This window comes from Paenibacillus sp. BK720 (assembly GCF_011761545.1).
In the GTDB taxonomy this organism is placed as follows: domain Bacteria; phylum Bacillota; class Bacilli; order Paenibacillales; family Paenibacillaceae; genus Pristimantibacillus.
Map to the genome: position 1 here is coordinate 97,671 of NZ_JAASRQ010000003.1, position 12,563 is coordinate 110,233.

Consider the following 12,563-nt stretch of genomic DNA (forward strand, 5'->3'; position numbering starts at 1 on the left):
GGTTAAGGAGCCGATATGAGCACTTATTTCGTAAAGAGATTGTCCTACATGGCCATTATATTGCTCGCCGCTTCCTTTCTGATTTTCAGCTTGTACGCCATGACGCCGGGTGATTTCATCACCGGCAATATTAAATTAACCCCGGAACGAAAGGCGGAGCTGCGGGAAATTTACGGGCTTAACAAGCCATTGATCGAGCGGTATCTCACTTGGATGAAGAATGCCATACATGGAGACTTCGGCTATTCTCTTGCCCAGCAGAAGCCGGTGCTCACCTTGTTCAATCAATACATCTGGAACTCGTTCCTGCTTGCGGTTGTTTCCACTTTCTTTACTTGGCTGATTGCCGTTGTGGTTGGGGTAATCGCGGCTTATAAACAATATTCCTGGTTTGATACGCTTGTGATGGTGCTAATCTTCGCCGCGATGTCCATCCCGTCCTTCTTCATTGGATTATTCTTGATTAAGGTGCTTGCCGTTGACTTAAAGTGGCTGCCGCCGGGAGGAATGATTACGACGGGGAGCAATGCCCAAGGATTTGCCTATGTGAAGGAAGTTATTCATCATATGACGCTTCCGGTCATCGTTATGACGCTGCTGGGCGTTGGCTCGCTGACGCGTTACTTCCGCAGCAATATGATTGACGTCATTAAACAGGACTATATAAGAACTGCCCGGGCAAAAGGGCTGACCGAGCGCAAGGTGTTATTCACCCACGCGCTTCGCAATGCGTTGCTGCCTGCCATTACGCTGGTTGGCTTCGAGCTTCCGGCTTTGTTCGGCGGATCTCTTATTATAGAGAAGATCTTTAATTGGCCGGGCATCGGACAGCTGTATATGCAATCATTCGGGCTGCGCGATTATCCGCTGCTTATGGGCTTTACGATGTTTATCGCCGTGCTGACGGTAATCGGAACGCTGCTGTCCGACATTCTATATCATCTCGCGGATCCGCGGGTGAAGCTTTAGGAAGGGAGGACTTATAGATGACGGTTGCTAGCGGTGAAACGGCTCGGGGAATAAACGTCAATAAAAATCAGTCGCATGCAAGATCTTCGCTGTGGCGGCAATCCTTCCGGAGGCTTGTACGCAATAGATTGGCGATCACGGGATTTGCCGTTGTCGTCATTATGTTTTTGGCTTGTTTTATCGGCCCTTTCTTCTCGCCTTATACGGATAACAAGATCAATATGGCGTTAATGAATCACGCGCCAAGCGCCAAGCACTGGCTTGGCACCGATACGCTTGGCCGGGATGTGCTGACCCGTGTGCTGTTGGCAGGTAGAATCTCGCTGACGGTTGGACTTGCTTCGATGGTATTGTCCGTGTTTATCGGTACCCTGCTTGGCATTATTGCCGGTTACTATCGCGGCGTTGTCGACCAGCTCATTATGAGGCTGGCTGACTTGCTGCTTACGGTGCCAAGCCTTCCGCTTCTATTCATTATCGGTGCTTTGCTGTCCGAGTGGAAAGTGCCGCCGGACTACCGGATGTATATCGTTATGCTGATGCTCAGCGTGGTCAGCTGGCCGGGCTTGGCCCGGATGATCAGAGGTCAGATGTTGTCCTTGCGCGAGCGGGAGTTCATGCAGGCGACGATCGTGCTCGGCCTCAGCGATAGAAGGAAGCTGTTCCGGCATCTGCTGCCGAATCTGGTGCCGCTTATTATCGTTATAGCGACCCTAAATATAGGCGGAGCGATTCTTAGCGAATCCGTACTAAGCTTCTTCGGTTTAGGCGTTATGCCGCCAACGCCGACTTGGGGCAATATGATTGACGCCGCTAATAATATGATCGATTTCCAAGAGCGGCCATGGCTGTGGCTGCCGCCGGGCTTCTCGATATTTGCGACGGTTATTGCCATTAATATTTTTGGTGACGGCCTGCGCGACGTGCTGGATCCGAAACAGAAAAGGTAGGTGGGCTTCTATCATGAAGGAATTGCTAACCATTGATCATCTTCAGACCTTCTTCAAGACGGAAGCGGGGACCGTCCGGGCTGTGGACGATGTCAGCCTGCAAATCAAGCCGGGCGAGACGGTCTGCATCGTAGGGGAGTCCGGCAGCGGCAAAAGCATTACGGCCATGTCGATCATGGGACTCATTGAAAGTGCGGGCGGCAAGGTGGAAAGCGGAAGCATCCAGTTCCAGGACCGCGATCTGCTGAAGCTGTCGCGCAATGAGCTCCGCACGATACGCGGCCACGAAATCGCGATGATCTTCCAAGAGCCGATGTCTTCGCTTAATCCGGTCCTGAAGATCGGGGAGCAAGTGATTGAGCCGCTGATGGAGCATCAGAAGCTTGGCAGAAAAGCTGCGCGCAAGCGTGCAATCGAGCTCATTAAGCAAGTGGGCATCTCCAGAGCGGAACAGATTATCGATGCGTATCCGCATGAATTAAGCGGCGGCATGCTGCAGCGCGTTATGATCGCGATGGCGATCTCCTGCGGTCCCAAGCTGCTTATTGCCGATGAACCGACCACCGCTCTCGATGTGACCATTCAGGCGCAAATCCTGGATTTGCTTCGCAGTCTGAAGGAAGAGAGCGGGATGTCGATCCTGCTTATCACCCATGATCTTGGCGTAGTGGCGGAGATGGCGGATTACGTAGCGGTTATGTATGCCGGCAAAATCGTTGAGCAAGGGGAAGTGGAGGCGATCTTCGCTAATCCGAAGCATCCTTACACGAAGGGATTGCTGCGTTCGAAGCCGATTATGAACCAGCTTCAGGATGAGCTGTATTCCATTCCCGGGCAAGTCCCGAATCCGCTTGAGCTGACGGAGTCGTGCTACTTCCATGACCGGTGCGAGCAGTGTATGGCGATCTGCCGGACCAAGCAGCCAGCGCTGGTTCCGGTAGGCGATTCGCAGCAAGCGGCGTGCTGGCTGTACGAGGAGGAGAAGCGGTATGCCTGAAGCTTTGCTCGAAGTACGCAATCTGAAAAAATATTTCCCCATCCAATCGGGTCTTCTGAATCGGACGGTTGGTCATGTGAAGGCCGTTGACGACCTTAGCTTTACGATCCGCAAAGGCGAGACCTTTGGTCTTGTCGGCGAGTCGGGCAGCGGGAAGAGCACGGTTGGGCGTTCCATTGTCCGTTTAAACGAAAAGACCTCGGGTGACGTCTTCTTTAAAGGGACCGATATCTACTCGCTTTCGAAGGAAGAGCTTCGCGCCATGCGGCCCTCCATGCAGCTGATTTTCCAGGATCCGTACAGCTCCTTGAATCCGCGCGTACGCGTAGGCGACGCCATTGGCGAAGCGCTGCTCGATCATCAGCTGGCTGACAAGTCGGAGATTCGGAGCAAGGTGCTGGAGGTACTGGAGCTATGCGGATTGTCGGATTACCATATTGACCGCCTTCCGCATGAATTCTCCGGCGGCCAGCGTCAGCGGATCGGAATCGCAAGGGCGCTAGCGCTGAATCCCGAGCTTATCATCGCCGATGAGCCGGTATCCGCTCTCGACGTATCCATCCAGGCACAGATTATTAATCTGTTCCGGAAGCTGCAGCAGACGAACGGTCTATCCTATTTGTTCATCTCCCATGATCTTAGCGTCGTCGAGCATCTATGCACGCGGATCGGCGTCATGTATCTCGGATCCCTGGTCGAGACGGGAACAAGGGAGGACCTGTTCCTCCGCCCGCAGCATCCGTATACGAAAGCTTTGCTGTCGGCGGTTCCGGTACCGATTCCGAAGCTGAAGCGGGAACGAATTGTATTGAGCGGCGATATCCCGAATCCCGCAAATCCGCCTTCCGGCTGCAAGTTCCATACCCGCTGTCCTTTCGCGACGGAGCGCTGCAAGGAAGAGGTGCCGGCCCTTCGGACCATTGGCACCGACCATATGGTAGCTTGCCATTTGGTGTAATGGCCTTTAAATAAAAGAACCCGCTCGACGGTTATTGTGCGTTAACCGTTGAACGGGTCTTTTTGGTTATTTAGTAGAGAAGGGTCTATGTTTTGCTATGTAGACGAAATGGAAACTTGTGCGAGGAACGAGAAGGTAGCGGGGAGTAGCGAAAGGCCTTGAGTGAGCGTGCATAGAAAAACAGCGTCCAATGAATAAGAGATTCCTTGGACGCCGTTTCACGCCGTTAATGATTCTGCCGGAACTCGCTTGGCGAGATCTGAAAGTGCTTCTTGAACACGCTCGAGAAATAGGTGGAGTCCTCGAAGCCGACGGTCTGGCAGATTTCCGAGATTTTCATCTCCGTGTTGCGCAGCAGCACCTGGGCCTTCTGCAGCTTAAGCTTGGTGACGTAGCCGGTGAAGGTCTCGCCGGTTTCTTTTTTGAACAAAGTGCTCAAGTAGCTTGGATTCAAATGAATGTTCTCCGCCACTTGCTTAATCGATAGATCACTGTCCAAATAATGCTCTTCGATATAATCAATCGCCTGTTGAATGCTGTTCACATACGGGTTCGCCTGCTGCTTCCAGCGGTCCAGTCGGGTCTCAAAGTCCTGGCAGGCTTCCTTGAACCAGCTCTGTAGCTCCTTGCTTCCCGGCAGCTGGTCAATCGTCTGCAGCAGCGCCTCGGCCGGCTTGCGCTGATGGCTGAACAGCCCCAGTACCTCGGAAATCTGGCCCAGCGCAAGGGAGTGGTTGATCGCCAAAATCTTGCCGTCCGTCAGCTGGAGAGAGCAGGCATGCCTGCCAACCTTCTCAAAGTAGTCGTGCAGGGCTTGGAAATCCCCTGAGATAATAAGCGCCATGATCTTGTTCTTTACCGCTTCAATCGCTTGATGCCTGCCCGTGCGATGCACTGACTGAGGCGCCAGTGCCGGCTGCACGCGCTGTTCATTATAGGCGGCATAGGCCGACATCAGCTGATTGACGTCGGAGCTTGGGCCAAGTGGGATGTTTTCGATCTCAATGCCTAGATATTCGCGTACGGCAAGCTCCGCGTTCTCTCTCCAGCAGGCTGTCGCCAACTCCGAGGATACCGACAGGACAAACTGGTCCTCCTTCAGAATAAGCAGCTTGGCATCCGCGTCTTCGCTCAGTGCCAGCTCCTGGACGATGTTGTAGATTCCGTATTGCAGCACGTACAGATCGTCGGATCCGTAGTTTTTGCCTTCCGGAAAATAATCCGTTATCGTCACCAGCCACAGCCGGCTGCCTTCGAACATACGGAGGAAATGCGAGGTCAACTCCTGGTTCATCTGGTATTTGAGCAGAATCGAGCGGAGCAGATGCTCCCGCGTCGTCTGTTGCTCCTTGCGCTTTGCCTGCAGCTTCTTGGAGGCGCTGCCCAGAATACCTGAAATATCGTCATCCGAGCAGGGTTTGAGCAGGAAGTCCATCGCTCCGTACCGTATGGCGGATTGCGCATATTGAAAGTCCTGATAGCCGGTAATGATGATGAACAGCGTATCCATCCCGTGCGAATGAATGCGCTCCGCAAGCTCAATCCCATTCATAACGGGCATGTGAATGTCCATCAGAATGAGGTCGGGCCTCAGCTCCAGCGCCTTCTGCCAACCTTCCTCACCGGTATCCGCTTCTCCGATGACGGTCCAGTTCCTGCTCTGCGAGATCATAAACTTCAGCCCTTCGCGGAAATTCGGCTGATCCTCTACAATTAAGACGGTTCCCTTCATACGGAGTCCTCCTTGCTGATCGGTAAAATAAAGCTGACGGTTGTTCCGGCATCAGGCCAACTCTCGAAGCGGAGCCCGTATGGCGTGCCATAGACGAGCTGAATTCTTCGTTCCACGTTATGAATGCCCAGATGATTGCCGTGAACATCGCGTTCACCTGCCGCCAGCTTACGCAGCATCTCGGGCTCAATCCCTTTGCCGTTATCCGTTACGTCCACCCTTAGATGCTCCTGCTCCCGATAAACGTGAATCCTCAGAAGCTTCTTATCCGCTTTGGTTTTATCGGCAAAGGCATGGACAAAGACGTTCTCCACCGCGGGCTGAAGAAGCAGTCTTTGCATTTCCATGCAGAGCAGATGCTCGTCCGTCCGGATATCCAGCTCCAGATCGGGGTGAAAGAGGGACATCTGAATATTAATGTAGCTCCGCAGCTGCTCCAGCTCCTCGCGCAGCGTGCTTGGCTGCTGGATCGGCTTTAAGGAATACTGCAGAATTTTCGAGAGAGATTGGATGATGCCGGCCGTATCCTTGGCATTCTGCAGATACAGCTTCCAATAGATTTCGTTCAATATATTGTACAAGAAATGCGGATTAAGCTGCGCCTGGATCGCCCTCAGCTCCGCTTCCTTCTCCCGCAGCTGCTTCAGCAAAACCTCATCCACCAGCGTCTGAATGTTATCGGCCATGTCATTAAACGACTCCCCGAGAAAAGCCAATTCGTCCTTGGAGCGGACCTCGACGCGGGTGTTCATCTGGCCCGAACGGAGCCGTCTCATCCCGGACACGAGATTGCCGAGCGGCCGCAGCAGCCTGGTGCTGGTGAGTGTCAGCAGCAGGCCGGTCAATAGGATGCTGGACAGGCCGGATATCGCGATGGTTTTCAAAATATCGGCATTACGCTTATCCAGCGCGCTTAGACCCAATCCGCTGATCAGCTTGAAGATGCCGGAATCGGAGGTGTTTTTCACGAACAGATAATTGCCGCGATCGGTAGACTGAACAATGGATGCCCTTTCTTCCCGATCATGCTGCAAAGGGATCGTCTCCGGATAATCCGATTCGGCGGAAGCGTCATCCTGGCTCCGCTGGCTAAACAACAGCCGGTCCTTGCGATCCAGCAAATAGACGATGCCATCATCTTGCCCGATATCGTCAATGACCTCGGAGAAAAAACCCTCGTCCAGCACCAGCACCAGCGTGCCGTACGTTTCCTGGAAGGTGCTCTTCATTTGGCGGGCGGCAATAATCATATAGCGGTAGCCGCTTGGGTCGGCCGAGCTGACCAGCTTGAGACGGAACCAGGTCAAGGCGCCGTTCGTGCCTTCCAGCTCCTGATTAATAATGCTGCGGGTAGGCTTGTCCAGCATGGAGACGGCGCCGTAATTCGCGTTGTAGTAGCTGTCGCCACGCAGATTGAAGATGAACATGGCCCGGATATGGGGCGCGTCAAGCTTCGCCTGCGAGACCATGTCGTACATGAGCTGCAGCTGCTCGACTTTATCTTCGTTATTTAAGGAATTCGTCAAGATCTTCACGACGGTCGGATGGAAGACGATGGACTGCGAGATCCGTTCAACCTCATGGATATTCTGGTTGATCCGCTGAAGCGCCTGCTTGTTGTTTTGCAGGAACTGGCTGCGGATTTCCTCGCGGAACATGTTCTGATTGGACCGGTACACGATGATTCCGGTTATAGAGGAAGTTAGGATAACGATCAGCGACAGGCTGAGAATCAGCTTGACGACAAGACTTCGGGTATGAAACGGCATAATAAAGCAAGCCTCCTTGAAAGATCTAATTTTAGCTAAAGTTCCTCCAATTAAAGTTAAAGAAGTACCCTTTGCAAACGGATACACTGGTAACAGGTCAAAGGTTAACAGTAACTTGAAAGGAGGGAATAGCTTGAAATCAGCATCTAAGAAAGCCTTGTTCAAGAAAAATGTGCCTCTAATGTTGATGTTTGCTCCGGCACTTGCATATTACTTGATTTTTAGATACTTGCCAATAGGCGGGCTTGTCATCTCCTTCGAGAATTACAACTTCTTCAACGGCGTGTTCCATAGTCCTTGGGTAGGGTTCAAAAATTTCGAGATGCTCTTCAGCAACGACAAGACGCTCCGGATTATTTGGAATACGTTATGGCTCAGCGTGCTGAACCTGGCGGTTGGCTTCCCGGTACCGATTATTCTGGCGCTGATGATTAATAGCGTTAGACGTTCATGGTATAAAAGATTCGTTCAAACGGTCGTCTATCTGCCGCACTTTTTCTCCTGGGTTATCGTAGGCGGCATGGTCATTACGCTGTTCTCGATGGAATCCAGCTTCTTGAACCATTGGATTGCGAACAAGTATGGCGAGCCGTACCCGTTCCTGTACAAAACCTTCTCCTGGGTGACGATCTTCGTCGGATCGGGCGTATGGAAGGAGATGGGCTTCAGTACGATTATTTATCTGGCTGCGCTCACGTCGATCTCGCCGGCCCTGTACGAAGCGGCGGCACTGGACGGGGCAAGCAAATGGAAACAAACCTGGCACGTAACGCTGCCCGGCATCAGAGGCACGATCATCCTAGTGCTCATTCTCTCCATGGGACGAGTCTTAGAGGTTGGTTTCGATCAAATCTACAACCTGCGGAATGCCATGGTATCGGATATCTCCGAAGTGATCAGCACGTACATCTATACGCTTGGCATTCAAGGCGGACAATTCAGTCTGACAACGGCGCTTGGTTTGTTCGAATCGGTGGTGGCCTTTATTCTTATTCTGGGCGCAAACCTGATTGCCAAGAAATTCAATAGCAACTTGTTCTGAGGTGAAGCGAAGATGAGAGAATCTTACGGAGACAAAATAACAAGAATAGGGATTTCGATTCTCCTGCTGCTCATTTCGATCTCGTGTCTGGCACCCGTCATCAACATTCTATCCATCTCCTTCAGCGGTAAGCAGGCGGTCGAGTCGGGGCAAGTCTTGCTCTGGCCGATTGACGTCACCCTGCAAAGCTATTCCGCTTTATTCGAAGGAACGCGGGTACTGGCTTCACTGTGGAACGGGGTGGTTATGACAGTTGGCGGCGTCCTGATCTCGATGGTGTTTACGATCTGTGCGGCTTACCCGCTCTCGAAGGGCTATTTCTACGGCAGAAGAACCTTTACGCTGATGCTGCTCTTCACGATGGTTTTCACCGGCGGCTTAATCCCGACTTATCTGGTAGTCAAAAGCTTAGGCATGATCGACTCGTACTGGGCGATATGGATGCCGGGTGCGGTCAGCACGTATAATATGCTCATTATGCGTTCCTATTTCGAGGGCATCGAGCCGGAGATCGAAGAGGCGGCCCGAATTGACGGCTGCAGGGAGATGTCTCTGCTGTTCCGGATCGTTCTTCCTCTGTCCATGCCGGTGATTGCAACCTTAATCCTGTTCTACGGCGTAGGCTATTGGAACAACTTCATGAACGTACTCATTTATATCAATTCGACCGAAAAATATACGATTACCGTTCTTATTCAGCAAATGATCGCAAGCCAGTCGCTGCTTACCGAATCGCTGGCGAACGATACGTCTGCTCTGGAATTAGTGCCTGAAGGCATCAAATCGGCTGGTATTATCGTCCTTATCCTACCGATGGTCGCGATCTATCCGTTCTTGCAGAAATATTTCGTAAAAGGCGTCATGCTTGGGTCTGTGAAAGGTTAACTTTACATTATGGCGATGGGGGAATAGAGATATGTTAAAGATGACGAAGAGAAATGTCTTGCTGGCTGGCACATCGTTAACCCTGCTTGGGGTTCTGGCGGCCTGCGGAAGCAACGACAATGCAGATAACAGCGGCGGCAAATCGGCCGACGGCGGCAGCGGCAAAAAGCCAACGATCAGCGCAACCGTCTACGACCGCGGATTAATTGCGGCGTCCGAAGGCACGATGGAGAAAAACCGCTGGACCCAGTGGATTAACGAGAACAGCCCGACAAGCGTGAAATTTACGGCTATTCCGCGGACGGAGTCCAAGCAGAAGCTGAATACGCTGTTCGCATCCGGCAGCGCGCCGGATCTGATCTTCGAGTTCGATCCTAACATCAAGAACCCTCTCTATGACCAGAAGCAGCTGATGCCGCTCGACGATATGATTAACCAGTACAGCACGACCTACAAGAAGCTGCTGGAGGACAATCCGATTCTGAAGCAGGTATCCGTCAAGTCGGATGGCAAAATCTATGAGTTCGGCAAGCTGAACGAAGCGATTCCGCAGTTCATTATCGCGATCCGCCAAGACTGGCTGGACAAGCTGAACCTCGCCATGCCGAAAACAACGGAAGAGATGTATCAGGTGGCGAAGGCGTTCACCGAGCAGGACCCGGACGGCAATGGCAAGAAGGATACGTACGGGCTTAACGTAGGCCCGGGGCTTGGGGATATTTTCGGCGGAACCAACCTCAGCAACTCCTATAAAGACGAGAACGGAACCCTGGTACGTACTTGGGATAACTTCGAGGAATACATCGACTTCACCAAACGTCTCTATGACGAAGGCATTATCGATAAGGACTATATTACCGACAATAACGGAGCGAAGGCGCGCCAGGACTTCCTGAACGGCAAGACGGGCATGTTCCTTGTTCAATCGAATTACAGCTTCTGGAACCGTCTGTGGATTACGGATTATGCAACGCTTCAAGCGAATGCGCCGGGCGCCAAGCTGGAAATCATGCCTTATCCGAAATCCCCGCGCGGCCAGTTCATTAACTGGATTAACAATCCGGTGCAGCTGACGGCCGTTGTGAACCGCAATACGAAGAATCCTGAGGCGGTCATGAAATACGTGGACTTTCTGTCCGAGCCGGACACCGGCAGAACGCTGACGAACGGTATCGAAGGCGTGCATTGGCAAGCGGGAGCAACAGGCTGTCCGAATCCGATCGACCAAGAGAAGAACAAGACGGAGCTTGGTTACCTGGGCCAGGACTACAACATGATCTTCTCGGTTGTAAGCGGCGGCAAATGCTCGTTCACGGCAAGCAGCTTTAACCCGGATAAACCGGATGAGAAGCTTGCGAAGGATAAGTTCAAGGAAAACATGGACATCTTCTACAGCATGATCGATCAAGGTGCCGAGTTCCCTGGACTGACTCACCTGGAGCATCTGCCTACCGTTCCGCAGGACCTGCTGGTAGACTTCCAAAATGCCAACACCGAGATCGGCAACCTGATGAGCAAAGCGATTGTAAGCGGCGCAAGCTATACCACGGATAAAGCGTTAACCGAGATGCAGGCGCTCTGGAAGAAGTACAACGGCGCAAAGCTGGACGCGTTCTATCAAGAGTGGTACACGGCCAACAAAGATACGGCGCTGATGCCGGACGATATCTTCCAGATCGTGAAGGATCAGAAGGCGACGCAGGAAGAGATTTTGAAATAGTTTGATTTGAAATATAGAATGGCCCCCGGGAGCTAATGCTCTTCGGGGGCTGTTTGTTTTCTAATCGCTCGATGGCTGTCATGAGCTATATCGGTCGTCTGAGGCTGATTATGCTGTAATCAAACCAACGTAATCCAAGTTGTTGGGCAAAAACGCCTGATTTCGCTGCATGCAATCCAATGTAGCTAAAAAGCTGCCGGGTGACAGGCCCGTTTAACCTTACGCTACGAGCTTCTCAAGCTCGCCGCACCATTTGCTCCAGCCGTACTTGGCGCCATGCAGCGCTTGTTCATTGGTGATTCCGGCTTGCTCGAGATGAAGGTTAACCTTGCCGTCTCCCGCGTCTTGCAGCGTCCAAGTGACGGTATGCTTCATCCCGCCGCTGTTCCACGTATAGGACAATTTATCGTAAGCGTCCACCGTAAGCACTTCGCCGTCAATAATGCCGTCCCAATATTCGTATGGCTGCGTGCGGAACTGGAATTGATGGCCGACCTCGGGCTTGAAGTTGTTTTCCATCGCTTCGCCGGTATGGATATTAGCCACCCACTTGCCAAGCTTGGCGGAATCGGTCAAAGCCGACCACAGCTTCTCGATCGTTGTTGCATACTGAAAATCCATGGATAACGTTAAACTCATTTCTCTTCTTCCTCCTCTAATAGTTGATTAAGACGCTGCAAGTTTGTGTTCCAGGACTTGCTGTAGAAGGCTACCCAATCCTGAATTTCTTTGATGGGGGAGGCGTTCAGACGGTATCGCGTCTCCCTGCCGATTTTCCGGTCAAGGACAAGTCCGGCGCTTTTTAGAATGGCCAGATGCTTGGATACGGCTGTACGCCCCATGGGGAACGGTTTCGTTAACTCGTGAAGCGGGATTTCGTCGTTAGCCTCGGCTAACAGGCGGATTAACCGGCGCCGGGTTGGATCGGCAATGGCTTCGAAAACATCTTTGAACGGATCGTTCTCGCCCACAACACTCCCTCCAATAGAGTGAACCTCGAATGATGTGACCCTAGAGCTTGCGGCTCTCCGGACGCAGCGCCCACGATGCGATATTTAATGCGGCGTAGAACAGCGGAAGAATCACGTTAAACCCGCCGGCGCCGTAGTCGTGATCAAGCAGGTGGGACATAGCGGCGCCTGTCATCAAGAAGAAGATTCCGGCATGCGTCCATTCCTTCAGCCGCGGAAAACGCGGTGCGAGAACGGCGATCACTCCGAGCAGCTTCCAAGTTCCCAGAATCTGCATGATGTACAGGGGGTAGCCCAGATTTGCGACGAGATCAACGTTGCCGCCTATTTTCATCAGCTGCCCGAGACCGCTCAGCGTAAGAGCCGCCGCAAGCAGCGACGTTACGGACCAATAGGCCATTTTTTTTCCTTGAAGCTTCGTTCCTGCATTTGCGACGGTTACCGCGCCAACTGTTTTACTCATTTTCATTTCCTCCTCGAATGGGTTTTGTTTTATGCGAGCTGCGACTTGGCTGATAGACGTTTGCGTTTATTGGACACCGTTTGGTGTCGGTTTATGTGTCTAGTATA

The 12,563-nt window shown here is 52.3% G+C and carries 12 protein-coding genes; 7 read left to right on the forward strand and 5 right to left on the reverse strand.

The genetic code is table 11. From position 1 onward, the window contains the following. Nucleotides 1–15: 15 nt before the first annotated feature. The 4 genes from FHT67_RS12485 to FHT67_RS12500 are packed head-to-tail and all read left to right on the forward strand — an operon-like array spanning nt 16 to nt 3,874. On the forward strand, nt 16–969 hold the full coding sequence (locus tag FHT67_RS12485) for an ABC transporter permease (protein WP_132312786.1): 954 nt from the start codon (nt 16–18) through the stop codon (nt 967–969). Between the two features lie 17 nt (nt 970–986). Then, nucleotides 987–1,919: an oligopeptide ABC transporter permease gene (gene opp4C, locus FHT67_RS12490; RefSeq protein WP_167198552.1), complete on the forward strand. Its 933-nt coding sequence runs from the start codon at nt 987–989 to the stop codon at nt 1,917–1,919. A 13-nt stretch (nt 1,920–1,932) separates the two neighbouring features. Beyond that, nucleotides 1,933–2,916 carry an ABC transporter ATP-binding protein gene (locus tag FHT67_RS12495; RefSeq protein ID WP_132312790.1) on the forward strand — a complete coding sequence of 328 codons (984 nt, stop codon included), beginning with the start codon at nt 1,933–1,935 and terminating at the stop codon, nt 2,914–2,916. Then, entirely contained in the window at nt 2,909–3,874 is a 966-nt protein-coding gene (locus tag FHT67_RS12500) for an ABC transporter ATP-binding protein (protein ID WP_167198555.1), read from the forward strand. Before FHT67_RS12495 ends, FHT67_RS12500 begins: the two co-directional genes overlap by 8 nt. A gap of 226 nt (nt 3,875–4,100) precedes the next feature. Here FHT67_RS12500 and FHT67_RS12505 read toward each other — a convergent pair whose 3' ends face one another. After that, entirely contained in the window at nt 4,101–5,606 is a 1,506-nt protein-coding gene (locus tag FHT67_RS12505) for a response regulator (RefSeq protein ID WP_132312794.1), read from the reverse strand. Next, nucleotides 5,603–7,375 (reverse strand): sensor histidine kinase, encoded by a 1,773-nt coding sequence (locus tag FHT67_RS12510; protein WP_167198559.1) that lies wholly within the window; start codon nt 7,373–7,375, stop codon nt 5,603–5,605. Before FHT67_RS12510 ends, FHT67_RS12505 begins: the two co-directional genes overlap by 4 nt. Nucleotides 7,376–7,508: 133 nt before the next feature. Here FHT67_RS12510 and FHT67_RS12515 point away from each other — a divergent pair, with 133 nt between their 5' ends. The 3 genes from FHT67_RS12515 to FHT67_RS12525 are packed head-to-tail and all read left to right on the forward strand — an operon-like array spanning nt 7,509 to nt 11,022. After that, the gene (locus FHT67_RS12515; protein ID WP_167198562.1) at nt 7,509–8,417 is read left to right on the forward strand and encodes an ABC transporter permease; all 909 of its coding nucleotides are present in this window, start codon (nt 7,509–7,511) and stop codon (nt 8,415–8,417) included. 12 nt (nt 8,418–8,429) lie between these two features. Beyond that, nucleotides 8,430–9,302, forward strand: a complete 873-nt coding sequence (locus tag FHT67_RS12520) for a carbohydrate ABC transporter permease (RefSeq protein WP_132312800.1) — start codon at nt 8,430–8,432, stop codon at nt 9,300–9,302. A gap of 31 nt (nt 9,303–9,333) precedes the next feature. Further along, nucleotides 9,334–11,022, forward strand: coding sequence for an extracellular solute-binding protein (locus FHT67_RS12525; protein WP_167198565.1), 1,689 nt, complete (start codon nt 9,334–9,336; stop codon nt 11,020–11,022). Nucleotides 11,023–11,241: 219 nt separating this feature from the next. Here the strand turns inward: FHT67_RS12525 and FHT67_RS12530 are convergent, their stop codons facing one another. From FHT67_RS12530 to FHT67_RS12540, 3 genes are read right to left on the reverse strand one after another with little or no spacing between them, the layout of a single operon-like run. Further along, nucleotides 11,242–11,661: an SRPBCC family protein gene (locus tag FHT67_RS12530; protein ID WP_167198567.1), complete on the reverse strand. Its 420-nt coding sequence runs from the start codon at nt 11,659–11,661 to the stop codon at nt 11,242–11,244. Continuing rightward, complete coding sequence (locus tag FHT67_RS12535; RefSeq protein ID WP_132312806.1) at nt 11,658–11,993, reverse strand: ArsR/SmtB family transcription factor; 336 nt, start codon at nt 11,991–11,993, stop codon at nt 11,658–11,660. Before FHT67_RS12535 ends, FHT67_RS12530 begins: the two co-directional genes overlap by 4 nt. Before the next feature lie 40 nt (nt 11,994–12,033). Next, complete coding sequence (locus FHT67_RS12540; RefSeq protein WP_167198569.1) at nt 12,034–12,456, reverse strand: DoxX family protein; 423 nt, start codon at nt 12,454–12,456, stop codon at nt 12,034–12,036. Nucleotides 12,457–12,563: the final 107 nt, after the last annotated feature.

What these genes read in the sequence shown, in the direction of transcription:
- FHT67_RS12485 (WP_132312786.1), top strand. Translation starts at nt 16, where the DNA reads ATGAGCACTTATTTCGTAAAGAGATTGTCCTACATGGCCATTATATTG.
- opp4C (WP_167198552.1), top strand. Translation starts at nt 987, where the DNA reads ATGACGGTTGCTAGCGGTGAAACGGCTCGGGGAATAAACGTCAATAAA.
- FHT67_RS12495 (WP_132312790.1), top strand. Translation starts at nt 1,933, where the DNA reads ATGAAGGAATTGCTAACCATTGATCATCTTCAGACCTTCTTCAAGACG.
- FHT67_RS12500 (WP_167198555.1), top strand. Translation starts at nt 2,909, where the DNA reads ATGCCTGAAGCTTTGCTCGAAGTACGCAATCTGAAAAAATATTTCCCC.
- FHT67_RS12505 (WP_132312794.1), bottom strand. Translation starts at nt 5,606, where the DNA reads ATGAAGGGAACCGTCTTAATTGTAGAGGATCAGCCGAATTTCCGCGAA.
- FHT67_RS12510 (WP_167198559.1), bottom strand. Translation starts at nt 7,375, where the DNA reads ATGCCGTTTCATACCCGAAGTCTTGTCGTCAAGCTGATTCTCAGCCTG.
- FHT67_RS12520 (WP_132312800.1), top strand. Translation starts at nt 8,430, where the DNA reads ATGAGAGAATCTTACGGAGACAAAATAACAAGAATAGGGATTTCGATT.
- FHT67_RS12525 (WP_167198565.1), top strand. Translation starts at nt 9,334, where the DNA reads ATGTTAAAGATGACGAAGAGAAATGTCTTGCTGGCTGGCACATCGTTA.
- FHT67_RS12530 (WP_167198567.1), bottom strand. Translation starts at nt 11,661, where the DNA reads ATGAGTTTAACGTTATCCATGGATTTTCAGTATGCAACAACGATCGAG.
- FHT67_RS12540 (WP_167198569.1), bottom strand. Translation starts at nt 12,456, where the DNA reads ATGAGTAAAACAGTTGGCGCGGTAACCGTCGCAAATGCAGGAACGAAG.